The organism is Plantactinospora sp. KLBMP9567 (assembly GCF_033446045.1).
Lineage (GTDB): Bacteria > Actinomycetota > Actinomycetes > Mycobacteriales > Micromonosporaceae > Plantactinospora.
Window position 1 is genome coordinate 197,071 of sequence record NZ_JAWQRR010000011.1, and the last position, 25,615, is coordinate 222,685.

Here is a 25,615-nt window from a genome sequence, read left to right on the forward strand (position 1 = left end):
CCGGCCCGTTCGGCTGGCCCGGCTCACGCGACCGCCAGGCCGCGCCGGTGTTCCTCACGACTCGGCGCGATCCGGGGCGGCGGGACCGCCTCGACCAGCCGGCGTACCACCGACTCCGCCGGTACCCCGTCGGCGATCGCGTCGAACGACAGCACCAGCCGGTGCGCGATCACCTCGGAGGCGAGTTCGCGTACGTCGTCGGGGAGCACGTAGTCCCGTCCGCGCAGCAGGGCCTGGGCGCGGGCGGCGGCGACCAGCCCGAGGGTGGCCCGGGGACTCGCCCCGTACGCGAGCAGCGGCGCGACCTCCGGCACCCCGAACCGGGCGGGATCCCGGGTGGCCAGGATCAGCCGTACGACGTACTCGGCCAGCGCGTGGTGCACGAAGACCCGCGAGGCCCGGTCCTGGAGTGCGCGCAACCGCTCCGGATCCAGTACCGCCCGCGCGGTCGGCCGCTCCGCGCTCATCCGGTAGAGGATGGCCAGCTCGTCGGCGTCGGTGGGATAGTCGACGAGGATCTTCAGCAGGAACCGGTCGCGTTGCGCCTCCGGTAGCTGGTAGACCCCCTCGGACTCGATCGGGTTCTGGGTGGCCAGCACCAGGAACGGCTCCGGCACCGGGTAACTCCGGCCGCCGATCGAGACCTGCCGTTCGGCCATCGCCTCCAGCAACGCCGACTGCACCTTGGCCGGCGCCCGGTTGATCTCGTCGGCCAGTACCAGGTTCGCCATCACCGGACCCAGCTCCACGTCGAAGCTCTCCGAGGAGGCCCGGTAGATCCGGGTACCGACGATGTCCGACGGCACCAGGTCCGGAGTGAACTGGATCCGGGAGAAGCTCCCGCCCACCGCGACGGCCAGGGTCTGCGCGGCGAGTGTCTTCGCCACCCCCGGTACGCCCTCCAGCAGGCAGTGCCCGTCGGCCAGCAACGCGGTGAAGAGCCGCTCCACCAACCTGTCCTGCCCGACGATCACCCGCTTGACCTCGAAGAGGGCCTGTTCCAGCTCGGGGCCGACGGAGGCCGTCTCGACCGGCCTGGGGCGGGTGGCCACGGTGTCTGACATGTCCGTCACGGTGCGGGCTTCCCGAGGTCACCGGCGGCAAACCCCCGGTCGCCACAGTGTCATGACGAGTTCCGTCACACGCACAACTCGGGGCGCCGGAAACCTCCGCCGTACCAATAAAATCAGCGGCACACAAACCCGTCAGCGGAGCCGGGACGGGACGAAACGCAGGAGGCGCTGTGTTGCTGCGACGGTGCGGAGCGGTGCTGCTGGCGGTCGCCTCGGTGGTGGTCTTCGCGGCACCCGCGACGGCGGCTCCCGATCCGGGTCCCCCGCCGAGTTACGCCGGCTTCCGGCTGGTCAAGGCGATCCCCGGCGAGCCCGGAACGCCGCGGATCACCCTGCCCGCCGGCTACGAGCTCGTCCCCGGCACCGCGACCCAGGTGGCCAGCCGGGCCGAGTACTACTCCTTCGTCCGGGGGCCGCGCAGCGAGGCGGTCACCGTCACCGTCGACTGGCCCGGCACCTGGGTCGGCTCGGTGGTCGCCTCGGACACCCGGCTGGCGATCCGCCGGCACCCCGGCACGCCCTACCGGATCAGCTTCACCCTGCCGGTGACCTGGTCGTCGGTGAACGCCAACCAGGCGACCGTGCAGGTCTGGAGCATGCTCAGCCCGGACACCTCGACCGGGCTGCACTGGCGGATCGAGCACAACGACCCGGACCGGGTGGCCGGGCCGTGGACCACCGTCGCCTGGCCGGCCACACAGGCCGCCTCCGTGATCAATTACATGATCGCCAGTGAGGCGGTGCTCCAGGACTCCGGGCTGGTCGCCGAGGCACGCCGCAAGGGACACTTCTTCTCGCTGATGGGCTTCGAGACCAACAACGTGCTGCACCCGGACAACCCACCGCACTGGCACCTCGCCTACTACCCCGGCCTCAGCTACGGCGCGCCCAAGGCGCACGTGCCGCACTTCTGGGTCGACGCCCAGGGCAAGACCTACTACAACGGGATGGACATCCAGGGCCAGGGTCGCAGCCGCTTCTACGCCGGTGACCCGGCGCAGATCCACGACCTCGACGACAACCTGGTCGTCACCCTCACCATCCGGGCCGACGGCGGGCTGGACATCGACCCGCCGGCCGGGCCGCGCTACTCGATCACCGCCCCGGACGGCAACTTCTCGCACCAGGTCGACGTCGCCCGGGACGGCGTACCGTGGCGCTCGGTGGTCAGCCGGGACCACGTGAAGATCGGCGTACTGGTCACCCAGGTGAAGGACCACCGGTCGCGCGGGACGCACCGGACCACCGTCCACCGGTACGACGCGCTGACCGGGGTGCTGACCAACACCTGGCCCGGCGGGCACTAGATCGACACCACGCACACGTTCTTCACCGGCTCTGCACACCCGGGGGTTAGCGTGCGGGTGTGGATGTCGATCTCGCCCCGGAGCCCCCGCCCACGGCCGCGCCGAGCCGGACGCGCCGGCGGCTGCTGACCGGGCTCTGCTGGTTGCTGGTGCTGCCCGTGCTCGGCCTGCTGCCGGTACGGCTGGCCGGGCTGGAGCGGGGCCCGCTGGTGCAACTGCTGGCCTTCACGCCGTACCTGCTGGCCTGGACGCTGGTCCCGCTCGGGCTGGCCCTGGCCGCCCGGCGCTGGTGGCCGGCGGGCGCTGCGGCCGTCGCCGCGCTCGTGCTGGTCGCGCTGGTCGCGCCCCGGGCACTGCCGGACCGTCAGCCGGCCGCCGAGGGCACGCCGCTGCGGGTACTCACCGCCAACCTGCTCGCCGGGGCCGCCGAGCCGGAAGCGCTCGTCGCGCTGGTCCGGAGCGCCCGGGTCGACGTGCTAGCCGCGCAGGAGTTCACGCGAGAGGCCGAAGCGGCACTGGACCGGTTGGGCCTGGCCGAACTGCTGCCGTACCGGCAGGTCAATCCGGAGGTCGGCACGACCGGGTCGGCGTTGTACTCCCGCCACCCGCTCCGGGAGACCGGTACCCGGCGCAACGGAGGCGGCTTCACCCAGGCGTACGCCACGCTCCAGCCTCCGGACGGGCCGGCGGTGCTGGTGGAGTCGGTGCATCCGATGGCGCCCGCCACGCTGGCCTGGCTGGCGGCCTGGCGCGCCGACCTGCGGGCCCAGCCACCGGCCACTCCGGACGGACCGCTGCGGATCCTGGCCGGGGACTTCAACGCCACCCTCGACCACGCCCCGCTGCGCGACCTGCTCGACACCGGGTACGCCGACGCGGCCGATTCGGTCGGGGCGGGGCTCACCGGCACCTGGGGCCCGTACGACGGCGACCGGATCCCGCCGGTGACCATCGACCACGTACTGGTGGACCGGCGGATCGCGGTCGACCGGGTGGCGGTGTTCCGGCTGCCCGGCTCCGACCACCGCCCGGTACTGGCCGAAGTGGTCCTGCCGGCTCCCTGACCGGGCATCGGGATTCGGTTCCGACGCTGACATCGCCCAGGCAGGGCGACCTCGTGTCCGCTGGGCCACCACCCCCCACCGGACGCCGCCGGCCTCCGTGTCCGTTCGGGGGGACACGGAGGCCGGCGGGCACCGGGGGTCAGGGCAGGAACACTGCCAGGTGGAAGCTCCGGTTGGCCGGCTGGTTGGCCGCGTTCCAGGTCTGCACGAAGACACCCTGGGCCAGGTTGGTCCGGCCGACCACCGAGATGAGGCCGGACGGTGAGGTGCCGACGCTGCCGGTCAGCCCGATGGTGGCGACGAACGCCCCGGTGTCCACCGGCACGTTGAAGACCACCTGGTAGAGGCCGAGCCCCAGCGAGGTCACCGAGACCGCCTGGCTGCCGCGGATCAGGCCGCCGTTCGCGCTGACCACGGCGAAGAGCTGCGCGCTCGACGCCTGGACGCCCGCGTCGCCCTTGAGTAGCGCGGCCTTGGCCAGGTCGATGTCGGCCTGGGTCACCGGCGGCTGCTGGACCATCTTGCCGTTGACCCGGACCGCGTCGGGGTCGGCACGGTGGCTCGGCCCGGCGACGGCGATGCCGCCACCGGCCAGGGTCAGCGCGAGTGCTCCGACGACTAGCAGGATCGTCTTACGTCCAAAGATTCTGGCCATGACGTCATCTCTTTCTTTCTACCCACGATGGTGATGGTCGTCTCCGACGATGGAGATGGTCCGAACTGTCGACCTGCTGCTCCGGGTACGCCCCCGCCCGGCGAGACTCGCGACCGAAATTGACTGCCCGACAATTGCCATGGGCACTTTCGATACGAGTCACCGGCGGACAGGAAGGCTGCGTCAGTCCTTGACGCGCGATTGTTTCGCTCGTTGAACGCCCGACCGGCGCCGATCGTCATTCCGCGTTCACCAGCGGATACTACTTAGAGTGGCCACTCAACAACCATGAGCGAACATAGCATTCAGCAAAGCAGCAGGTCAATAGCGGTTTTACCCGCCCGAGGAACCCGCTTCGCCGGCGCACAACCGGCCGCCACACTCCGCGCATGATTTCCGAGAATGCGTACCACACTCAGATCTCACGTTCATTTTCGCTTTTCCGGAAAGGGTGACGGGTGTGCCCGGGAACGGAACGGCCCCGCTCGCGGTCGTCACCGCGGCGGGGCCGTCACCCGGGTCGTCGACTCAGACCTCGGCGGGGGTACGCGCCACCCCGTACGTCAGCGCGTCGACCAGCGCGTGCCAGCTCGCCTCCACCACGTTCGGGTGTACGCCCACCGTGGTCCAGTCCCGGCCGCCGATGTCGGCCGTCTCCACCAGTACCCGGGTGATCGCACCGGTGCCGTGGCTGCCCTCCAGGATCCGGACCTTGTAGTCGGCCAGCTCGAACCCGCGCAGTTCCGGATAGTGCCGGAGCAGCGCCACCCGCAGCGCCTCGTCGAGGGCGTTGATCGGCCCGTTCCCCTCGGCGGTGGCGATCACCCGCTCGCCGCGTACCCGGAGCTTCACCGTCGCCTCGGAGACCACCGCGCCGTCCTCGCGGTGCTCGACCTGCACCCGGTACGACTCCAGCGCGAACGGCCGGGGCGCGCTCATCCCGGGCAGCTCGGCGCGGACCAGCAGCTCGAACGAGGCGTCGGCGGCCTCGAACGACCAGCCGCCGGCCTCCAGCTCCTTGACCCGCTTGGTGACCCGCGCGGCGGCGTCGGGATGGTCGGCCAGGTCCAGACCGAGTTCGCGGCTCTTCAGCTCGATGCTGGCCCGGCCGGCCATCTCCGTCACCAGGATCCGCATGTCGTTCCCCACCACGGCGGGGTCCACATGGTTGTAGAGCAGCGGATCCACCTTGATCGCGCTCGCGTGCAGTCCCGCCTTGTGGGCGAAGGCGGCGGCCCCGACGTAGGCCTGGTGGGTGTCGGGGGCGATGTTGGCGATCTCCGCGATGGCGTGCGAGACGCGCACCATCTGCTCCAGACACCCGTCCGGTAGGACCGGTAGCCCGAGCTTGAGTTGCAGGTTGGCGACCACCGCGAACAGGTCGGCGTTGCCGGGCCGTTCGCCGTAGCCGTTGGCGGTGCCCTGGAAGTGGCGTACCCCGGCCTCGACCGCGGCGATGGTGTTCGCCACCGCGCAGCCGGTGTCGTTCTGGGTGTGTATGCCGAGCCGGGCCGGCGAGATCCCGAGCCGCTCGGTCAGCTCGCCGATCGCCGCGGTCACCTGGGAGGGCAGCATCCCGCCGTTGGTGTCGCACATCACCACGACCTCCGCGCCGGCTTCGAGGGCGGTCTCCACCACCGAAGAGGTGTACGCCGGGTCGTGCCGGAAGCCGTCGAAGAAGTGCTCGCAGTCCAGGAAGGCCCGCCGCCCCTGCGCGACGAGGTGGGCCACGCTGTCCCGGACCATCGCCAGGTTCTCCGCCCCGGTGGTGCGCAGCGCCCGCTCGACGTGCCGGATGTCGGACTTCGCGACCAGGCAGACCGCCGGAGTCTCGGCGTCCAGCAGCGCGCGAAGCTGCGGATCGGCGTCGACGGCCACGCCGGCCTTGCGGGTGGAGCCGAAGGCGACCAGGACGGCGTGCTTCAGGTCCAGCTCCGCCCGGGCCCGGCGGAAGAACTCGGTGTCCTTCGGCATCGCCCCCGGCCAGCCCCCCTCGATGAAGCCGACGCCGAACTCGTCGAGCAGCCGGGCCACCGCCAGCTTGTCGACGACCGAGTAGCTGATCCCCTCGCGCTGCGCGCCGTCGCGCAGCGTCGTGTCGAACACCTGGTACGTCATCTGATCTCCTTCGAGAAGGGCGCAGCCCCTGCTCCGATGCCTTCCTGGCCCGACAAACAAAATGACCCCCCGCGGATGCGGGAGGTCTGCGCGCTCGGCGGGGGAGGATGCCGGCGCGCTAGTTGCCAATAATGAGTGCGGAGCAGGTCACGGAACGTACTCTGCCACGACCGCAAGAATCTGGGAGAAAAAATCCACATCCCGGGACCGAAGGGCCCGACCCGCAGGTCCGGGGCGGCGGGCCGGACGCCGGGCGGCCACCTCGCCTTCCTCCTGCGGTCGTCGCGGACGAACACTCTCGTTCGCCGGCCCCGCAGGCGCGGCGCCCGGGTTGCGCCGCCGTGGCGGAGCCGTCGAAGGTCTTGCGTGTAGGGATCGACCACGGTGGGTAGGTGTCCTCGGGACAGCGGAGATATGTCGAGACAGTCGAGAAGAGGAGTGATAGCCAGTGGACAGGCTCGATCCTCAGACGACCCCGCAGCAACAGACGCCGGATCCCCTGATCCATGGCGGCGGTGGCGCGTTCGTGGGCGGCACGCCTGCGGGCGAGTTCGACCCGTGGCGCTACCGGGACGACGCCGGGGTGACCGGCGCCGACCTGGTGGGCTACAAGGTGGAGGCGACCGACGGCGGCATTGGCAAGATCGACAGTGCCAGCCACGACGTGAACGCCAGCTACCTGGTGGTGGACACCGGCCCGTGGATCTTCGGCAAGAAGGTCATGTTGCCGGCCGGCGTGGTGAACCACGTCGACCACGACGACCGGAAGGTGTACGTCGACCGGAGCAAGGACCAGATCAAGGCCGCCCCGGAGTTCGACGGCACCGCGTACGAGGATCCGGCCTACCGGGACAAGCTCGGTGGCTACTACGGCGGGACGTACGGCCCCTCGGGCTGGACGATTCCGCCGGGCCGCGCCATGTGACACGCGACCCGCAGTCGACTGGCCGGTGGGGCATCCGCCCCGCCGGCCAGCGGCATCTCCGGGGTCCACCCGCCCGGACGCCGCGGACCCCCGCCCCCGCAAGCCCGGGCGGGGGGGTGCGGCACAGGCACTACGGTGGTCGGGTGGACGGAACTTCGACGCGTACGACGGCCTTCGAAACCCTCTTCAACTTCCGGGACGTCGGCGGCGTTCCCGGGCTCGACGGCCGGCCGGTCCGTCGCCAGCGGTTGTACCGGTCGGACTCACCGCACCGGCTCGACGGCGTGGACCGGGAGGCGTTCGAGGCGCTCGGCATCCGCACCGTGGTCGACCTGCGCCGCCCCGCCGAGGTACGCCGGCACGGCCGGGTACCCGCCTACGACGGACTGGTCTACCAGCACATCCATCCGGAGCACCCGCTGTGGGAGGAGTCGGCGTACTCCGAGGAACTGGGGCTGGCCCGCTGGCTGGCGGACCGCTACCACGACCTCGCCACCGCCGGCTCGGCCGGCCTGGTGGCGGCGATCGAGGTGATCGCCGACGCCGAGGCCGCGCCGGTGCTCGTGCACTGCGTGGCCGGCAAGGACCGGACCGGGGTGGTCTGCGCGCTCACCCTGTCGCTGCTCGGCGTCGCCGACGCCGACATCGCCGACGACTACGCCCGGAGCACCGCCGCCTCGGCCCGGTTCAGCGAGTGGCTGGCCAGCACCATGCCGGACGATCCGCCGCTGCCGGCGCCGTTCCTCGCCTCGCCGGCCGAGGCGATGTCCCTGTTCCTGGCCGAGCTGCGCGACCGGCACGGCTCGGTGCCGGACTACCTGGTCGGTGCCGGCCTGGCCGCGGCCCGGATCGACGCGCTCCGCACCCACCTGCTGGACTGAGCCGGCCGACCTGCCAAGCAACTGAGCCGGCCGACCTGCCGAGCCGCACACCGCACCGGTACGGGCCGGGTCCGACGGACCCGGTCCGCCTGGCGTGATGCGCGCCCCCCGTCAGCCGGACGCTGCGAGGCGCGCACCGACGCCGTCCCCGCCGCGCGCAGTCCATGACGCCGCCGAACCCACCGCCAAGGACGCCGCGCCGCACTCGGCCGACCACGCCGCCCGCGCTCAGTCGATCCGGTGGATCCAGCCGTTGCGGTCCTCGGCCCGGCCCCGCTGGATGTCGACCAGTTGCTGCCGCAGCCGCATGGTGACCTCGCCGGGGCTGCCGTCGGCGATCGGAAACTCCCCGTCGGGGTAGCGCACCTGGCCGATCGGGGTGATCACCGCAGCGGTGCCACAGGCGAAGACCTCGCGCAGCCGGCCGCTGGCCGCGTCGGCCCGCCACTCGTCGAACGCCACCGGCCGCTCCAGCACCGTACCGCCGGACCGCCGGACCAGCGTGATCAACGAGTCCCGGGTGATGCCGCGCAGGATCGTGCCGCCGAGCGGCGGGGTGACCAGGGTGCCGTCGTCGTATACGAAGAAGATGTTCATGCCGCCGAGTTCGTCGACGTACCGGCGCTGCACGGCGTCGAGGAAGACCACCTGGTCGCAGCCGTGCTCGATCGCCTCGGCCTGGGCGACCAGCGAGGAGGCGTAGTTGCCGCCGAACTTCGCCTCGCCGGTGCCGCCGGGCGCGGCCCGGGTGTAGGTGGGCGAGACCCAGACGTCGACCGGCTGCACGCCCCGGGCGAAGTACGAACCGACCGGCGAGGCGATCACCATGTAGAGGTATTCGTTGGACGGGCGCACCCCGAGGAAGACCTCGTTGGCGAACATGAACGGCCGCAGGTAGAGGCTGCCCTCCTCGGAGGTCGGCAGCCACTCCCGGTCGATCTCCACCAGGTGCCGCAGCGAATCCAGGAACGCCGCCTCCGGCAGCTCGGGCATGGCCATCCGGCGGGCCGACTCGGCGAACCGGGCGGCGTTGGCGTCCGGCCGGAACATCGTCACCGAGCCGTCCGCCGCCGAGTACGCCTTCAGCCCCTCGAAGATCTCCTGGGCGTAGTGCAGCACCGCACTGGCCGGGTCCATCGGGATCGGCGCCCGGGCCTCCACGCGGGCGTCGTACCAGCCCTTGGTCTCGGCGTACCGGATCGTGACCATGTGGTCGGTGAAGACCCGTCCGAATCCCGGGTTGGCCATCAGCGCCGCACGCTCGGCGGCGGCTACCGGCTGAGGATTCGGACGGATCTCGAAGTCGAGCTTGTCACCACCGCTCATCGTGCTGACCTCCAGAGAGTGGACCGGCGCCCGGGCACGGGCGGACCGGAACATGGGAGTTGTGCCTGAAAACTTACCCGAACGGTCGTTCAACCTCGACCCTCCGGGCGACCGGCGAGCCGCACCACCCGCGCCTTCGCGCAGATCCGGCGGTTGCCGGAGCCCTGGGCGGAACGGGTCGGGCGACTCAGGACGCCGCGTGGGCGGCGAGCCGGTCTCCGACATCGGCGGTGCGCCGCGGCGAGCCCGAGGTGCGGGTGGCCAGCTCGGCGGCGACCGCCTCGGTTACTCGGCGGGCCGCGTCGGGGTGGCCCAGGTGGTCGAGGAGCAACGCGGTGGAGAGCACCGCGGCGGCCGGGTCGGCGACGCCCTGACCGGCGATGTCCGGCGCGGAGCCGTGCACCGGCTCGAATATCGACGGGTACGCCCGCTCGGGGTTGATGCTGCCGCTGGCGGCCAGCCCGATCCCGCCGGTGACGGCGGCGGCGATATCGGTGAGGATGTCCCCGAAGAGGTTGTCGGTGACCACCACGTCGTACCGCTGCGGCTGGGTGACCAGGAACATCGCGGCGGCGTCGACATGCTGGTATTCGGTCTCGATGTCCGGATGCTCGGCGGCGACCGAAGCGAAGGCCCGGGCCCAGAGCGAACCGGCGTGGGTCAGCACGTTGGTCTTGTGCACCAGGGTCACCTTGCGGCGCTCCCGGCGGCCCGCCCGGGCGAACGCGTCCCGGATCACCCGCTCGACGCCGTGCCGGGTGTTCAGGCTCTCCTCGGTGGCGATCTCGGCCGGGGTGTCCCGGTGCAGCGTGCCGCCGGCCCCGGCGTAGAGGCCCTCGGTGCCCTCCCGGACGACCACCAGGTCGATCTCGTTCGGCTTGACGCTCGCCAGCGGGCCGGTGGTGCCCGGCCAGAGCCGGGACGGCCGGAGGTTGACGTACTGGTCGAACTCGAAGCGGAGCTTGAGCAGCAGGCCGCGCTCGAGCACGCCCGGCGGCACGGTGGGGTCGCCGACCGCGCCGAGCAGGATCGCGTCGTGCTCGGCCAGTTCGGCGAGCACGGAGTCGGGCAGCACCTCACCGGTCCGGTGGTAGCGGGCGGCCCCGAGATCGTATTCGGTGGCCTCGACCCCGGGCAGTACGGCGTCGAGCACCTTGCGGGCCTGTTCGACCACCTCCGGCCCGATGCCGTCGCCAGCCACCACCGCGATCCGCGCCACCGCCACGTCCCAGCTCCCTTGCCTCCGTCGTGTCTAGGGAACGTTAAGGGACCGTCCCGGGTCCCGGTACGGCACTCCCAATATCTGGAAGGTCAACTGCACAGGAGCTTCTCAGCCAGCACTCATGCTCTAGCCAACTTCGCTACCTAGGGTGAGCGCGAAGAACGGCTCACGGGCTGGAAACGGCCCCGCGGGCCGGCGGGGCTAGACGCGGATCCAGGGGGCGAACGTGCGGATCCAGGGGGCGAACATGCGAATCCCGGGAGCTGGCCGGGGTCGGGGACAGCGTAGCCGGAGCCTGCCGCCGGCGCCCGCCGTAGGCCGGGGACGGCCGGACCTGCGGTTGGGCGCCGGCTGGCGCAACGTCCGGCCCGGCGCGACCCTGACCGACCGGGTGGTCGCCCGGCACACCGTGCAGACCTCGATCGCCGAATACACCCTGGTGCTGAACGGGATGGGTGCGGTCGGCTGGCGCGGGGTCGGGGACGCGCTGCGGGACGCCGTCGCCGAACTGCGGGCGATCGACCTCACCTACAGCCCGGCCCGGCCGGCCAGCCTGGTCTCCCGGCTGCGCCGGGGCGAGATCTCCGCCGACGCCTACCCGCCGCTGGCCGACATCGTCGCCCGGTGCGCCGCGATGCGGGCCGCCACGGACGGCTGGTTCGACGCCTGGGCGGTGCCCGGCGGCTTCGACCCGGGCGGCCTGCTGGTCGGCTGGGCGGTGGAGCGGGCCGCCGCCCGGCTGCGCGCCGCCGGCATCCGGGACTACGCCGTGGTCAGCGGCGCCGACCTGGTGGTACGCGGCCACGCGCCGCACGGCGGCCCCTGGCGGATCGCGGTGCACCACCCGACCCAGGGCGAGCGGCAGCCGACGATGCTGGAGATGACCTCCGGCGCGATCGGCACCTCGGGCGTCGCCGGCCGGCGTGGCCACGTGATCGACCCGCACACCGGGCAGCCGGCCGACAAGTTGGTCGCGGCCACGGTCGCCGGCCCGGATCTCGCGGTCGCCGACGGGTACGCCACCGCCCTGTTCGCCGCCGGCCGTCCCGGCCTCGACTGGTTCCCCACCCGGGACGGATACCGGGCCCTCTTCGCCGCCGCCCGCTGACCCGATCCGCCGGCCCCCTGACCGATCCGCCGGCGGGAAGCCGGAGGATCGCGCGCCCTTGTGGAACGGCGCCTGAGGACTGGAAACGCGATCGGCCCCCGCGATCTCGGCAACGATCACGGGGGCCGATCAGCGACGAGTGCGCGTGGCTCGCGCACACGGGGGTGCTGGCTACCCGGCCGGCGCGACGCCTCATCACCCGAAGACGAGTCCACGCCCAGGAACTCGCCGGGTATCCGCGTCAATACGCTATCGACCCGACGTGAGTCCCCGCAAGAGTTCCCCGTTCCGCGTGTCGCCGGGCTATCCGAGAAAAGGTCACCGACTCAGTGGCACCCTGTACCCCCGTGAGTTCTGATCTGTCAACACTCTTGGGACACGGGAGCCCGGTGTGAGCTTCGATCTGATCGTATGGGCGCTCGGGCCCGGCGCCGGCGCCGAGGACGTACGCGCGGCACACCGTCGGTGCCGGCAGGGTGTCCATGTCGGGGGGAGTCCGGAACCACGGATCTCGGTGTTCCACCGGGCGATCATCGCCGGCTATCCGGACCGGCCGGGGCCGGGCACGCCATGGGCGGTGACTCCACTGCACGTCGCCGTCGACCACGTGGAGATGAACCTCGACGAGTCCTGCCCGGACCAGGTGCTGCTCGACATCGAACGGCTGGCCGCGCAGTACGGCCTGATGCTGCTCGACCCGCAGGACGGCTCGGTCTATCCGCCGCCGACTCCGGTGAGCGGCTGACCCGGACGGGGCGGCCGGGCGACGATCGCCCCGTCCGGACACCGCGGGCTCAGGCCCCGCTCACGCCTCCTCGTCGCGCAGGTCGGCGGCGCTCGCCGCGACCGCGCCGATCGAGTCGGCCGCCGAGCTGAGCAGCTCCGCCGCGGTCGCCGAGTCCACCGTCAGGGTCATCAGCGCCTCGCCACCGGCCTCTCGCCGGGCCACCTGCATCGCCGCGATGTTGACGCCCGCCTCGCCGAGGATCGACCCGATCGTGCCGACCACGCCGGGCTTGTCGACGTAGCGGAAGAAGAGCAGGATGCCGTCCGCGCCGAGCTCCAGGTCGAAGCCGTCCACTTCGGTCAGCTTGAGCACGTCACGGGTGCCGGTGTGCACGGCGGTGCCGGAGACCGACACGGTCCGGCCGTCCGGCAGCGCACCGCGCACGGTGACCAGGTTCGGGTGGTCGATGGTCTCCGCGTGCGTGGTCAGAGCCACCGTGACACCCCGGTCGGCGGCGAGCAGCGGCGCGTTGACGTAACTCACCTGCTCCTCGACGACCGAGGTGAACAGGCCTTTGGTGGCGGCCAGCTTCAGCACCGAGACGTCGTTGGCGACGATCTCGCCGCGTACCTCGACGGTGACGCTGGCGGCCACCCCGCCGGCCACCGCGGTGAAGACCTTGCCCAGCTTCTCGGCGAGCGGCAGCAGCGGCCGGACGTCCTCGGCGACCACGCCGCCGGTCTGCACGTTCACCGCGTCCGGCACGAACTCGCCCTGCAGGGCGAGCTTGACGCTGCGGGCAACCGCCAGGCCCGCCTTGTCCTGCGCCTCGGCGGTGGAGGCGCCCAGGTGCGGGGTGGCCACCACGTTGTCGAAGGCGAACAGCGGCGAGGCGGTGCAGGGCTCCTTCGAGTACACGTCGATGCCGGCGCCGCCGACCCGGCCCTCGGCGATCGCGTCCGCGAGGGCCTGCTCGTCGATCAGGCCGCCGCGGGCCGCGTTGACGATCCGGACGCCGGGCTTGACCAGGGCGAGTTCCTTCTCACCGATCAGACCGACCGTCTCCGGGGTCTTCGGCAGGTGGATCGAGATGAAGTCGCTCTCCCGGAGCAGCTCCTCCAGCCCGACCAGGCGTACGCCGAGCTGCGCCGCCCGGGCCGGCTGCACGTACGGGTCGTACGCGATCAGCCGGGTACCGAACGCCGCGATGCGCTGCGCGAAGAGCACGCCGATCCGGCCGAGCCCGACCACGCCGACGGTCTTGCCCTGGATCTCCACGCCGGTGTACTTGGACCGCTTCCACTCCCCCGCCTTCAGCGCGGCGCTGGCGCTCGCGGTGTTCCGGGCGACGGCCAGCAGCAGCGCGAGCGCCTGCTCGGCGGCGGAGACGATGTTGGAGGTCGGCGCGTTGACCACCATCACGCCCCGGGCGGTCGCGGCCGCCACCTCGACGTTGTCCAGCCCGACGCCTGCCCGGGCCACCACCTTGAGCCGGGGTGCTGCGGCGACGGCCTCGGCGTCGACCTGGGTGGCGCTGCGTACGATGACCGCGTCGGCCTCGGCGAGCGCGGCCAGCAGGGCCGGGCGGTCGGTGCCGTCGACGTGGCGTACGTCGAAGTCGTGCGCGAGCACGTCGATTGCGGCGGGAGCGAGCTCTTCAGCGATCAGTACGACGGGAGTCATTGGTCCTCGTATATGTCGTCCGGGCGAGGTCTGCGGCGACGTGGGCGCCGCACTGCGTCCCGCGCTCCGCCAAACGGGTGCTTCCCTACGGTGCGGACGCACCTGTCTGCCGATCGTAGGCGCCCTGCTGCGCACGGTGCGGCGCAGAACCGCGTGAGTGCCCTCACAGGGTGCGCCCCCGGGCGGGTCCGGTCGGCGCGGACTGATCCCGGAGCATCGGACGGAACCGCTGGTCACCGCCGCGCGACCGGCCGGAGGAAAGGGAGGGCGTGCCGGCGGCTCAGGCCGAGGTGAAGACCTCGGTGCCGGGCAGCGCGGGGTGCGGCCGAAGCTGGCTGACCAGCGACCGGGTACCGAGCTGGCGGAAGGTCCCCGCCTCGGTCTCCAGTACGTCGCGCAGCAGGTCCAGGTCGAGCGAACCGACCGGCGGATAGATCCGCTCCCGGGGCGGCTCCTCGCCGGGCGCGAGCGCCTGCTGGGCGACCATGAAGTCGAGGATCGCCTGGCGGACCGCGGGCAGCGCGACCGGCGAGTGGTAGAGCACGTTCAGCGCCTGCATCCGCATGCCCTGCACGTGGTCCTCGCCCTTGTTGTCGTGGAAGTGCGGGTTACGGGTCTCGATCTGGAGTACCGGAACGGAACTCGTCATCACCTCGGGGTGGGCGGTGTCGAGCAGCCCGCCGAACTGTTCGAACAACTCCACGAACTCGAACGGCTCCACCGCGAAGCCGCCGGCCAGCCGCATCCGCAACCCGAGGTCGAGACTGAGTGCGTGCTCGCCGGCATTGCCGGTGGCGATCACCTCGGTGCCGAACCCGGAGTACTCGGCCACCAGCCGGTTCAGGAACTCGTTGGTGATCTCGGAACTCCGGCCGCGCCGGCTGAAGAAGAGCCGCCCGTCCCGCAGTTTCGGCTTCGAGTGCCAGGAGATTCGGACCATCGCGTACGGGTTGGCCGCGAGGTGCAGGCCGGCGGCGTACACCTTGACGTACTCGTGCACAGCGCCCGGCACATAGTTGTCTGCATCGATATAGCCGAGGTACTTGCGACCGGTCAGCGCCGCGACCGCCATGCCGATCAGCATCGCCTCACCCTTGCCGGCCCGGACCAGCCCGTCGTCGTCGATCAGCTCGGGCATGCCGGCGGCCTTGACGGCGGCGGCCAGCCCCGGATCCTGTTGGTGCACCATGATCGCCGGCCGCTCGGTCGCCCGGCAGTACTGCTCCAGGGTCTGCGCTTCCATGTCGTAGCGATCGACCGGCGCTCGGGCACTGTTCGAGACCAGCACGATCAGGCAGTCGTGTGGAATCCCCGAGAGCACGCCTTCGATTACTCTGCGTGTCTCATTCATACAGGGAATGACGATGACCATCTGCCGCTCGATCGCGCGCATCGCCGCCTGCGAGACGATCCCCTCGCCGGTGGTTCCCGTGGCGTCTCCCGAGTCCAGCTGGATGACACGCTGGAGTTCGTGGATACGGACGGCGCCGAAACGCTCGGTGCGGTGCGATTGCTCCAGACGCATGCGGCGACAGTACCCGAGCGGACGCATTAACCGCCCGTAACCGCCGACCATTTCCTGACGACAACGGTCCGGGTAGCGATTGGACGCCGAATGGCAATGATCCGGTAACTCGCCGGGGGAAGACCCGGTAACGACATTGATCTCCAGCCCCGTGCGGGTGCCGCTCCGGGCCGGTGTGCTCACCGGCCCGGAGCCACCGCCGCGTCAGGCCGTCTCAGTGATCGGCCGGTCGACCCAGCTCATCATGCCGCGTAGCTTCTTGCCGGTCTCCTCGATCGGGTGCGCCGCGCCCTCGGCCCGCCACTTGGTGAAGTTGGGCCGGCCCGCGTCGTCCTCGGCGATCCACTCCCGGGCGAACTCGCCGGACTGGATCTCGGAGAGGATCTTCCGCATCTCGTCCTTGACCCGGGCGTCGACCACCCGCGGGCCGCGCGAGTAGTCGCCGTACTCGGCGGTGTCGGAGACGCTGTAGCGCATCCGGGCGATACCGCCCTCGTACATCAGGTCGACGATCAGCTTCAGCTCGTGCAGGCACTCGAAGTACGCCACCTCGGGCGCGTACCCGGCCTCGGTGAGCACCTCGAACCCGGTCTGCACCAGCGCGGAGGCGCCACCGCAGAGCACCGCCTGCTCGCCGAAGAGGTCGGTCTCGGTCTCCTCCTTGAAGGTGGTCCGGATCGCACCGGCCCGGGTGCCGCCGATCGCCTTGGTGTAGGCGAGTGCGAGCGGGAAGGCGGTGCCGGTGGCGTCCTGCTCCACCGCGACCAGGCAGGGCACGCCCTTGCCGTCGACGTACTGCCGGCGGACCAGGTGACCCGGGCCCTTCGGGGCGACCATCGCCACGTCGACGTCGGCCGGCGGGGTGACGAAGCCGTACCGGATGTTCAGGCCGTGGCCGAAGAACAGCGCCTTGCCCGCGGTCAGGTGCGGCGCGATGGCCTCGGCGTAGAGCGACCGCTGCGCGGTGTCCGGCGCCAATACCATGATCACGTCGGCCTCGGCCGACGCCTCGGCCGGGGTCAGCACCCGAAGGCCCTGCTCCTGCGCCTTGGCCCGGCTCTTGGAACCCTCCGGCAGACCGATCACCACGTCGACGCCCGAGTCGCGCAGCGACAGCGCGTGGGCGTGGCCCTGGCTGCCGTACCCGAGCACCGCGACCTTCTTGCTCTGGATGAGCCCCAGGTCGGCGTCGTCGTCGTAGAACACCTCAGCGGTCATGACTTTCCTCTCCTGCGGCGCGACCCGGCCGGGCCCGCCGTTGTCAATCGTTTATGCGGGATCCGCCGTGGTCAGGCGGCCCGCAGCGCCGAACCGGTGGTGATCGAACGGGAGCCCCGCCCGATGGCCACCAGACCCGACTGCACCATTTCCTTGATTCCGAACGGTTCGAGATCGCGCAGCAGCGCGTCCAGCTTGTCAGCGGTGCCGGTCGCCTCGATCGTGAGGGTGTCCGGCGCGACGTCCACCACCCTGGCCCGGAACAGGTTCACCGTCTCCAGCACCTGGGCCCGCTGCGAGCGGTCGGCCCGGACCTTGACCAGCACCAGCTCCCGGGCCACCGAGACGCCCGGATCCAGCTCGACGATCTTGAGTACGTTGACCAGCTTGTTGAGCTGCTTGGTGACCTGCTCCAGCGGCGAGGTCTCGGCGTTGACCACGATGGTGATCCGGGAGACGTCCGGGTTCTCCGTCTCACCGACCGCCAGCGAGTCGATGTTGAAGCCCCGGCGGGAGAAGAGCCCACTCACCCGGGCCAGGACACCGGGCTTGTTCTCCACCAGCACGGACAGGGTGTGCTTGCTCATCGCGCCAGCCTCACAGCTCGTCGTCGTCGAAGGCGGGGCGGACCCCACGGGCGAACATGATCTCGTCGTTGCTGGTGCCGGCGGCCACCATCGGCCAGACCATGGCGTCCTTGCCGACCACGAAGTCGACCACCACCGGCGCGTCGTTGATCTCCATCGCGGCCTTGATGGTCTTGTCCACGTCGGCCTTGCTCTCGCAGCGCAGTCCGACGCAGCCCAGCGCCTCGGCCAGCTTGACGAAATCCGGGATGCGGTGCTTGTGGGTGCCCAGTTCGGTGTTGGAGTAGCGCTCGCCGTAGAAGAGCGTCTGCCACTGCCGGACCATGCCCAGGTTTCCGTTGTTGATCACAGCGATCTTGACCGGGATCCCCTCCAGTGCGCAGGTCGCCAGCTCCTGGTTGGTCATCTGGAAGCAGCCGTCGCCGTCGATGCCCCAGACCGTGGTGTCCGGCTTGCCGACCTTGGCGCCCATCGCCGCCGGCACGGCGTACCCCATGGTGCCCAGGCCGCCGGAGTTGAGCCAGGTGTACGGCTTCTCGTACGAGACGAACTGCGCCGCCCACATCTGGTGCTGGCCGACCCCGGCCACGTAGATCGCCTCCGGGCCGGCGATCGCGCCCAGCCGCTCGATCACGTACTGCGGGGCCAGGGTGCCGTCGGTCGGCTCGTCGTAGCCGAGCGGGTAGCGGTCGCGCAGGTCGTCCAGCTGCGCCCACCACTCGGTCCGGTCGATCGCGGCGGTCTGGCCGGCGGTGGCGGCCCGGACCGCCTCGATCAGCTCGTCGATCACGTATTTCGCGTCGCCGACGATCGGCACGTCGGCGGCACGGTTCTTGCCGATCTCCGCCGGGTCGATGTCGGCGTGCACGATCGCGGCACCCTGGGCGAACGAGTCCAGCTTGCCGGTCACCCGGTCGTCGAACCGGGCGCCAAGCGCCACGATCAGGTCCGACTTCTGCAAGGCGTAGACCGCGGCGACCGTGCCGTGCATGCCGGGCATGCCGAGGTGCTGCGGGTGCGAGTCCGGGAAGGCGCCCCGGGCCATCAGCGTGGTCAGCACCGGGATGCCGGTCAGTTCGGCCAGCTTGCGCAGCCCCTCGGTGGCGCCGGCCTTGAGCACGCCGCCGCCGACGTAGAGCACCGGGCGGCGGGCCGTGGTCATCAGCCGGGCCGCCTCGCGGATCTGCTTGCCGTGCGGGTGCAGGGTCGGCCGGTAGCCCGGCAGGTCCAGGGCGGGCGGCCAGCTGAAGGTGGTCTGCGCCTGGAGGACGTCCTTCGGGATGTCGACCAGCACCGGGCCGGGCCGGCCGGTGGCGGCCAGGTGGAACGCCTCGGCCAGGATCCGCGGGATCTCCTCGGCGGTCTGCACCAGGAAGTTGTGCTTGGTGATCGGCAGGGTGATGCCCTGGATGTCCGCCTCCTGGAAGGCGTCCGTGCCGATCGCCGGCCGGGCCACCTGGCCGGTGATCGCCACCATCGGCACCGAGTCCATGTACGCGTCCGCGATCGGTGTGACCAGGTTCGTCGCGCCCGGCCCGGAGGTGGCGATGCAGACCCCGACCCGGCCGGTGGCCTGCGCGTACCCGGTGGCGGCGTGCCCGGCGCCCTGCTCGTGGCGGACCAGGATGTGCCGCACCGACGAGTCGTAGAGCGGGTCGTACGCCGGCAGGATCGCCCCGCCCGGGATGCCGAACGCGACATCGACGCCGAGCGCCTCCAGCGACTTCACCAGCGAGCCGGCCCCGGAGACCTGGACCGGCGCTACCACCTGCCCGGTTCCGGCCGCCCGGCCCGGCTCGGCGAGCGGACCGGCCGGGTCGGCGGTCGGCTGGGCACCGGGGCGGAGTCGGCGGGGGAACTGGTCGGAGGGGTCGTTGCCCCCCTCGGCAGCGGCGGACCGGTGGCGCCGTGCGCTGTTGGCCAGGGTCTCGGGTGTGGGTCTCGTCATGGCTATTCAGGCCTTCGGCTCGGAGCAGTGATCTTTTCCAGATGTACGGAGCGGTGCGGGCGGGCCGCCTCGGCCGGCGGCCGATCCACACAAACCGGCAGGAGTGGTACGCCAACCAGGGCGACTGCGCCGCCAGCGCGGGATACGTGGCCAATAAAAACGGCCCTCGTGCTGATGCACGGGGCCTGCGCACTCTCGGGAGTCGAGAGTGCGCTCAGATAAGTACTCGGAAGGACCTGGTCGCAGACATGTGGCTAAGCCTGACGCATCTCACGCGATGAGTCAACTGATCCCGCATTTTGGGCACTTTCGGCTTTCGGGTCCGCCGGCCGGTCACTGGGCCTGCGCTGCCGGGGCGCGCTGCGGTTGTTGCCGCCGATCCGGGAGGTGGACGTGCCGGCGTCGCCCTGTGGGCGGGACTCCGATCCGCTCCCCTCGGGCGGGCTGGCCGCCTCCAGCATCGCCTCCAGGTGCTCGGCCGGCACCCCCCAGCCGAAGAGCTGGCCCTGCCCGAACCGGCAGCCCGCCTCGACCACGGCGGCGAGTTCGGTCCGGTTGGTCACCCCTTCGGCGATCACCTCCAGCCCGAGCTGGTGGCCGAGCCGCATCACCACGTCCACCATCGGGGCGAAGGCGCGGCCGTCCGGTGGCCGGATCGGCTCCGGGCCGGCGACCAGGCTGTGGTCGATCTTGAGGATGTCGATCGGCAGCCGGCGGAGCTGGCCCAGCGACGAATATCCGGCGCCGAAGTCGTCCAGCGCGATGCGTACCCCGGTCAGCCGCAGTGCCCGGAGCCGGCGGATCAGCTCGTCCAGGTCGGTCGCCACGGCGTGCTCGGTCACCTCCAACACCAGCCGTTGCGGCGGCACCCGGTGCGCGCGCAGCGCCTCGGTGACCTGGAGCACGTATTCCGGGTTGTGCAGTTCCCGGGGCGACACGTTGACCGACGCCCAGACGTCGTGCCCGGCCGCCAGCCAGAGGGAGAGCTGGTGGCAGGCCCGGTGCAGTACCCAGGCACCGAGCTTGGCGATCATCCCGCACTCCTCGGCGAGCGGGATGAACTCGTCCGGGCCGACGTTGCCCAGCTCGGGATGGTGCCAGCGGAGCAGCGCCTCGGCGCCGACCGGCCGGACCGACGGGACCGCCACCACCGGCTGGAACGCGAGGTGCAGCTCGTCCCGCTCGATCGCGCCGCGCAGCTCGTGCTCCAGCGTGGTACGCCGGCGCAGCAGGTTGTCGTAGGCCGCGTCGTACCGCTCGACGCGGTTCTTGCCCCGCTGCTTGGCGTACCGCAGGGCCAGGTCGGCGTTGCGCAGCAGGGTCTCCACGTCACCGGCGTCGGCGCTGTCCGCCACCCCGATGCTGACCGACAGGAACACCGACCCGGCCTCGTGCCGGTACGCCGAACCGACCACCCCGAGCAGCCGCTGCGCGATCCGCTGCGCCTCGGCCGGCCGGGCACGCATCAGCACGGCGAACTCGTCGCCGCCGAGCCGCGCGGCCAGGTCGCCGGGGCGCAGGTTGCTCTTCAACCGCTGGCCCACCTCGATCAGCACCGCGTCGCCGACGTCGTGCCCCCGCATGTCGTTGACGTTCTTGAAGCCGTCCAGGTCGAGCCCGAGCAGCACCCAGGGCGTCTCCGAGTCGGCCTGCTGCTGCACCGCCCGGAGCAGCCCCCGGCGGTTGGCCAGCCCGGTCAGCGGGTCGGTGTGCGCCAGTTCCCGGAAGTGCGCCTCCCGCTCGGCGAGCCGACCGGCGTAGGCCCGTACGTCGGCCAGCGCCAGGTATTGCCGGGCGACCAGACCGAAGCCCTCGACGATGCCGGCCACCACCGCGAAGATCGTGAAGGTACCGCCGACCAGCAGGTGGTAGACGGCGGAGACGGCCATCGCCATCATCGGCAGCACGGCGTAGGTGCCGCGCCGGATGACGTCGCCGTCCGGCCCGCCGGCCGGGTCGGGTGCCCGGCCGGCCAGCGCGACCATCAGCAGGCCGAACGGCAGCAGCACCGCCCCGACCAGCGCGACCACCGGACCGGCCTGGCAGATCCCGGCGGAGATGGCCAGCCCGGACCCGGTCACCACGGTCACGCCGGTGCCGGCCAGCAGCAGCCCGCGCCGGGGCGCCCGTGCCCGGGCGCCGACGATGAAGGTCAGCCCGACCGCCACCGCCGCCGTGACGGTGGCCACCAGGATGGCCAGGCAGCCGATCGGGGTGAGGTCGCCGAGCACCCGGGTCGGGTCGGTGAGCAGCACCCAGCCGACGAACCAGAGCGCCGCCCCGATCACCAGCCCGTCCAGCACCAGCCGGAGCGCCGCGGCGGGGGTCTCGGCGACGCCGGGCAACCGGAGCAGACCGGCGCAGAGCAGCCCCCCGCTGACCGCCATCCCGGCCGCGATCAGGGTCGCCAGGCCGCTGCGCTGGGCCTGCTCGTGCTGCCAGTGCTCGGTCATGGTGACCAGCGCGAACAGCCCCAGCGCGGCGCTGGCCGCCGCGAGTGCGCCACCGATCGCGAGCAGCCAGTGCCCGAACCGGCGCGCACCGGTGTGCCGGTGCGCCGACAACGCCAGCATGACCGGCCCGCAGCAGGATGCGAGACCGGCCGCCACGGCAAGGACCGGCGCACCGGAGAGGAGTTGCACGGGTTCACTCTGCCGGATCGACCGCACCCCATGGGGGAGCGCGCGCCGGTTCCTCGATCAGAGGCACAGACCGCCCATTCGGGCATCACCGGGATCATCGGGCCAGATCGAGCCGGCCCGCTCCGGCGGAGGCTGGCCGGGTCGGGCCCCGCCGGCGTCCCGCTGGCTGGACCCGGCGGACCGCGAAGGCGGCGGAGCGCGGCCCGGAGTGCCACACTGGTCGAATGCCTGACCTGCGGTCGAAGACCTCCACACACGGCCGGACGATGGCCGGCGCCCGCGCGCTGTGGCGGGCCACCGGGATGACCGACGACGACTTCGGCAAGCCGATCGTCGCCATCGCGAACAGCTTCACCCAGTTCGTACCGGGGCATGTCCACCTCAAGGACCTCGGCGGGCTGGTCGCGGACGCGGTGGCGGAGGCCGGCGGTGTCGGCCGGGAGTTCAACACCATCGCGGTCGACGACGGCATCGCGATGGGGCACGGCGGGATGCTCTACTCGCTGCCCAGCCGCGAGCTGATCGCCGACGCGGTCGAATACATGGTCAACGCGCACTGCGCGGACGCCCTGGTCTGCATCTCCAACTGCGACAAGATCACACCCGGGATGCTGCTCGCCGCGCTCCGGCTGAACATCCCGACGGTCTTCGTCTCCGGCGGCCCGATGGAGGCCGGCAAGACGATGGCGATCGAGGGCATCGTGCACGACAAGATCGACCTGATCGACGCGATGATCGCCTCGTCCAACGACGCGGTCACCGACGACCAGCTCGGCGCGATCGAGCGCTCCGCCTGCCCCACCTGCGGCTCCTGCTCCGGCATGTTCACCGCCAACTCGATGAACTGCCTCACCGAGGCGATCGGGCTGGCCCTGCCCGGCAACGGGTCGGTGCTGGCCACCCACGCCGCCCGCAAGGCGCTCTTCGAGGAGGCCGGACGGGTCGTCGTGGAGATCGCCAACCGCTGGTACGCCGACGACGACGCCTCGGTACTGCCCCGGTCGATCGCCTCCCGGGCCGCTTTCGAGAACGCCGTCGCCCTGGACGTGGCGATGGGCGGCTCCACCAACACGGTGCTGCACCTGCTGGCCGCGGCCCGCGAGGCGGAGCTGGACTTCGGCGTCGCCGACATCGACGAGATCTCCCGCCGGGTGCCCTGCCTGGCCAAGGTCGCCCCGAACTCGCCGAAATACCACATGGAGGACGTGCACCGGGCCGGCGGCATCCCGGCGATCCTCGGTGAGCTGGACCGGGCCGGGCTGCTGCGCCGGGACGTACACGCGGTGCACTCGGCCGACCTGGACGGCTGGCTGGCCGACTGGGACATCCGGGGCGGCAAGGCGAGCCGGGAGGCGATCGAGCTGTTCCACGCCGCCCCCGGCGGGGTACGCACCACCGAGCCGTTCTCCACCGCCAACCGCTGGTCCAAGCTGGACACCGACGCGGCCGAGGGCTGCATCCGGGACCGGGCGCACGCCTACACCGCCGACGGCGGGCTGGCCATCCTGCACGGCAACCTCGCCCCGGACGGCGCGGTGGTGAAGACCGCCGGCGTGCCGGCCGAGTGCCTCACCTTCCGGGGCCCGGCCAAGGTCTACGAGTCGCAGGAGGCCGCCGTCGACGCGATCCTCGGCAGGCGGGTCGTCGCCGGTGACGTGGTGGTGATCCGGTACGAGGGGCCGAAGGGCGGGCCGGGGATGCAGGAGATGCTCTACCCCACCTCGTTCCTCAAGGGACGCGGCCTCGGCCGGGAGTGCGCGCTGATCACCGACGGCCGGTTCTCCGGCGGCACCTCCGGGCTCTCCATCGGACACGTCTCCCCCGAGGCGGCCGGGGGCGGGCTGATCGCGCTGGTCGAGTCCGGCGACGAGATCGTCATCGACATCCCGGCCCGGAGCATCGAGCTGGCGGTGGCCCCGGAGGTGCTGGAGGCGCGCCGGATCACGCAGGAGAAGCGGGAGCGGCCGTACACGCCGGTGGACCGGGAGCGGCCGGTCTCCGCCGCGCTGCGCGCGTACGCCTCGATGGCGACCTCGGCCAGCGACGGCGCCTACCGGCGCGTCCCGGAGTGAGCACGGCGGCGAGCGCGGGCGCGCCCCCGACGGGGACCCGCGCTCGCCGCCGCGTCAGGCCCGGCGGGCCCGCAGGGTGTTCACCATCGCCACCGCGGTCGGCACGTCCCGGCAGGTGACCAGCCGGCGGCTGCCGTCGGTCAGCCGGAGCGCCAGCGCCGGGCCGGGCAGCAGCGGCAGGTCGCGGGCGGTGGCACCGCGCAGCATGCCGCGGAGCAGCCAGTCCTCCACCGCCAGGTGGTCCGCCTCGGCCGCCGCGATGGCGGAGATCGGCACCCGCCGTCGCAGCGGGCCGATCGCCACCCGGACCGCCTCGCCGTCGATGACCAGGCGGTAGCGGGTGAACGGCAGCATCGCCAGGGCCGACACCGCCGGTGCGGCACCGGCCCAGCCGACCACGCCGACCAGCGGCACCAGGACGGCGACCATCAGCACCCCGGTGAGGGCCAGCGCCCCGGTCGTCCAGAGCACCGGGCGCAGCGCCCGGAACTCCCACCAGAGCAAACGCTCGTCGGCCCCGGCCGCCAGCACCGGCCCCGCCGCGACGGACTGCTCCGGGACGTCGCGCCCGGCCGCCGCCCGGGCGAGGGTCGGGGACCCGGTGCCGGGTGACGCCGGGGGCGCCGCCCCGGCCAGCAGGTACGCCAGCAGCCCGGCGACCGCCGCGGCCACCATCGGCAGCGCCATCAGCGCGGCGAAGTAGCCCCAGGAGAGGCGTACGTCGGCGGCCGTCGGCGCGTCCAGCGCGGCACCGAGCATCATCAGCAGCACGGTGCCGCTGGCCGCGGCGGTGCCGTTCACCGCGACCTGGGCGCCGAGCCGAAGCCAGTGCCGCCCGGTGCTGGAGATCCGGCGGGTCAGCGCGAAGACCAGCAACCCGGTCGCCCAGACCGCGAGCGCGGCGCCGAGCAGCACTCCGGCCAGGGTGTCGACACCGATCGTGCTGAGCATCGGCCGGTCACCGACTCCGCCGGAGTTGGGCAGGCTCTCCGGGAGGCGGCTCCACCAGGCCAGCGTCACCGCCGCCGCACCGCCGACCAGGGCCGCGGGCAGCAGACCGCTGCCAATCGTCCACCGGACGCTCCTCATGCGCTCACCTCTCTCGAATACTGCTGCCGCAGCAGTGCGACGGCCTCGTCCAGGCCGACACCGGCGCGGCGGGCGGCCGTCACAAACTCCCGTACCGACTCGATCACCCGGGCCCGCTCGTGCGGGATCTGCCCGGTCACCACCGCACCCCGGCCTCGGCGAAGCTCGATCAGCCCCTCCTCGCGCAGCGCCGCGTACGCCCGGAGCACGGTGTGCATGTTCACGTCGAGCGTGCCGGCCAACTCCCGCGCGGCCGGCAGCCGGTCTCCCGGGCTGAGTGCGCCGTCGGTCAGTGCCCGGCGCACGCTGCCGGCGATCTGCTCGGCCAGCGGTACGCCGCTGCCCGGTGCCACTCGAAACAACATGTTCGCATTCTACTAGAACAAGTGGCACTACCCGCAAGCGCCTACGCCGGACCCGCACCACGCACGGGACCGTTCGCGTC

20 protein-coding genes are annotated in these 25,615 nt (G+C 71.9%); 7 read left to right on the forward strand and 13 right to left on the reverse strand.

Annotation, left to right across the window (positions count from 1 at the left end):
• Nucleotides 1–23: 23 nt before the first annotated feature.
• Entirely contained in the window at nucleotides 24–1,073 is a 1,050-nt protein-coding gene (locus R6Y94_RS09700) for an AAA family ATPase (RefSeq protein ID WP_318395446.1), read from the reverse strand.
• Between the two features lie 170 nt (nucleotides 1,074–1,243).
• On the opposite strand from R6Y94_RS09700, the gene R6Y94_RS09705 reads away from it, so the two are divergent.
• Complete coding sequence (locus R6Y94_RS09705; RefSeq protein WP_318395447.1) at nucleotides 1,244–2,380, forward strand: hypothetical protein; 1,137 nt, start codon at nucleotides 1,244–1,246, stop codon at nucleotides 2,378–2,380.
• A 125-nt stretch (nucleotides 2,381–2,505) separates the two neighbouring features.
• Nucleotides 2,506–3,444, forward strand: a complete 939-nt coding sequence (locus R6Y94_RS09710; protein WP_412102727.1) for an endonuclease/exonuclease/phosphatase family protein — start codon at nucleotides 2,506–2,508, stop codon at nucleotides 3,442–3,444.
• Between the two features lie 139 nt (nucleotides 3,445–3,583).
• On the opposite strand, the gene R6Y94_RS09715 is transcribed toward R6Y94_RS09710, so the two are convergent.
• Nucleotides 3,584–4,099, reverse strand: coding sequence for a hypothetical protein (locus tag R6Y94_RS09715; protein ID WP_318395448.1), 516 nt, complete (start codon nucleotides 4,097–4,099; stop codon nucleotides 3,584–3,586).
• A 528-nt stretch (nucleotides 4,100–4,627) separates the two neighbouring features.
• Nucleotides 4,628–6,217 (reverse strand): citramalate synthase, encoded by a 1,590-nt coding sequence (gene cimA / locus R6Y94_RS09720; RefSeq protein ID WP_318395449.1) that lies wholly within the window; start codon nucleotides 6,215–6,217, stop codon nucleotides 4,628–4,630.
• Nucleotides 6,218–6,665: 448 nt separating this feature from the next.
• Here cimA and R6Y94_RS09725 point away from each other — a divergent pair, with 448 nt between their 5' ends.
• Nucleotides 6,666–7,142: a PRC-barrel domain-containing protein gene (locus R6Y94_RS09725; RefSeq protein ID WP_318395450.1), complete on the forward strand. Its 477-nt coding sequence runs from the start codon at nucleotides 6,666–6,668 to the stop codon at nucleotides 7,140–7,142.
• A 143-nt stretch (nucleotides 7,143–7,285) separates the two neighbouring features.
• Complete coding sequence (locus R6Y94_RS09730) at nucleotides 7,286–8,023, forward strand: tyrosine-protein phosphatase (RefSeq protein ID WP_318395451.1); 738 nt, start codon at nucleotides 7,286–7,288, stop codon at nucleotides 8,021–8,023.
• 228 nt (nucleotides 8,024–8,251) lie between these two features.
• On the opposite strand, the gene R6Y94_RS09735 is transcribed toward R6Y94_RS09730, so the two are convergent.
• Entirely contained in the window at nucleotides 8,252–9,349 is a 1,098-nt protein-coding gene (locus tag R6Y94_RS09735) for a branched-chain amino acid aminotransferase (protein ID WP_318395452.1), read from the reverse strand.
• Between the two features lie 187 nt (nucleotides 9,350–9,536).
• A complete protein-coding gene (locus R6Y94_RS09740; protein ID WP_318395483.1) occupies nucleotides 9,537–10,568 on the reverse strand; it encodes a 3-isopropylmalate dehydrogenase in 1,032 nt (343 codons plus the stop codon).
• A 250-nt stretch (nucleotides 10,569–10,818) separates the two neighbouring features.
• On the opposite strand from R6Y94_RS09740, the gene R6Y94_RS09745 reads away from it, so the two are divergent.
• Both R6Y94_RS09745 and R6Y94_RS09750 read left to right on the forward strand, forming a co-directional pair.
• The gene (locus R6Y94_RS09745; RefSeq protein ID WP_318395453.1) at nucleotides 10,819–11,679 is read left to right on the forward strand and encodes an FAD:protein FMN transferase; all 861 of its coding nucleotides are present in this window, start codon (nucleotides 10,819–10,821) and stop codon (nucleotides 11,677–11,679) included.
• Nucleotides 11,680–12,070: 391 nt separating this feature from the next.
• The gene (locus R6Y94_RS09750) at nucleotides 12,071–12,424 is read left to right on the forward strand and encodes a hypothetical protein (protein WP_318395454.1); all 354 of its coding nucleotides are present in this window, start codon (nucleotides 12,071–12,073) and stop codon (nucleotides 12,422–12,424) included.
• 60 nt (nucleotides 12,425–12,484) lie between these two features.
• On the opposite strand, the gene serA is transcribed toward R6Y94_RS09750, so the two are convergent.
• The 6 genes from serA to R6Y94_RS09780 all read right to left on the reverse strand — a co-directional run bounded on the left by serA (nucleotide 12,485) and on the right by R6Y94_RS09780 (nucleotide 21,940).
• Nucleotides 12,485–14,089, reverse strand: coding sequence for a phosphoglycerate dehydrogenase (gene serA / locus R6Y94_RS09755; RefSeq protein ID WP_318395455.1), 1,605 nt, complete (start codon nucleotides 14,087–14,089; stop codon nucleotides 12,485–12,487).
• Nucleotides 14,090–14,369: 280 nt separating this feature from the next.
• The gene (mpgS, locus tag R6Y94_RS09760; protein ID WP_318395456.1) at nucleotides 14,370–15,614 is read right to left on the reverse strand and encodes a mannosyl-3-phosphoglycerate synthase; all 1,245 of its coding nucleotides are present in this window, start codon (nucleotides 15,612–15,614) and stop codon (nucleotides 14,370–14,372) included.
• A gap of 204 nt (nucleotides 15,615–15,818) precedes the next feature.
• Nucleotides 15,819–16,832, reverse strand: coding sequence for a ketol-acid reductoisomerase (gene ilvC / locus R6Y94_RS09765; RefSeq protein WP_203858481.1), 1,014 nt, complete (start codon nucleotides 16,830–16,832; stop codon nucleotides 15,819–15,821).
• Between the two features lie 71 nt (nucleotides 16,833–16,903).
• A complete protein-coding gene (gene ilvN / locus R6Y94_RS09770; RefSeq protein ID WP_101370234.1) occupies nucleotides 16,904–17,419 on the reverse strand; it encodes an acetolactate synthase small subunit in 516 nt (171 codons plus the stop codon).
• Nucleotides 17,420–17,429: 10 nt separating this feature from the next.
• Nucleotides 17,430–19,367 carry an acetolactate synthase large subunit gene (locus R6Y94_RS09775; RefSeq protein WP_318395457.1) on the reverse strand — a complete coding sequence of 646 codons (1,938 nt, stop codon included), beginning with the start codon at nucleotides 19,365–19,367 and terminating at the stop codon, nucleotides 17,430–17,432.
• Nucleotides 19,368–19,621: 254 nt separating this feature from the next.
• Entirely contained in the window at nucleotides 19,622–21,940 is a 2,319-nt protein-coding gene (locus tag R6Y94_RS09780; protein WP_318395484.1) for a putative bifunctional diguanylate cyclase/phosphodiesterase, read from the reverse strand.
• Between the two features lie 293 nt (nucleotides 21,941–22,233).
• Here R6Y94_RS09780 and ilvD point away from each other — a divergent pair, with 293 nt between their 5' ends.
• Nucleotides 22,234–24,081, forward strand: a complete 1,848-nt coding sequence (ilvD, locus tag R6Y94_RS09785) for a dihydroxy-acid dehydratase (RefSeq protein WP_318395458.1) — start codon at nucleotides 22,234–22,236, stop codon at nucleotides 24,079–24,081.
• Between the two features lie 54 nt (nucleotides 24,082–24,135).
• Here the strand turns inward: ilvD and R6Y94_RS09790 are convergent, their stop codons facing one another.
• Together R6Y94_RS09790 and R6Y94_RS09795 are read right to left on the reverse strand one after the other, a co-directional pair.
• The gene (locus tag R6Y94_RS09790; RefSeq protein WP_318395459.1) at nucleotides 24,136–25,170 is read right to left on the reverse strand and encodes a hypothetical protein; all 1,035 of its coding nucleotides are present in this window, start codon (nucleotides 25,168–25,170) and stop codon (nucleotides 24,136–24,138) included.
• The gene (locus tag R6Y94_RS09795; RefSeq protein WP_318395460.1) at nucleotides 25,167–25,535 is read right to left on the reverse strand and encodes a GntR family transcriptional regulator; all 369 of its coding nucleotides are present in this window, start codon (nucleotides 25,533–25,535) and stop codon (nucleotides 25,167–25,169) included. The genes R6Y94_RS09790 and R6Y94_RS09795 overlap by 4 nt, the downstream gene beginning before the upstream one ends.
• Nucleotides 25,536–25,615: the final 80 nt, after the last annotated feature.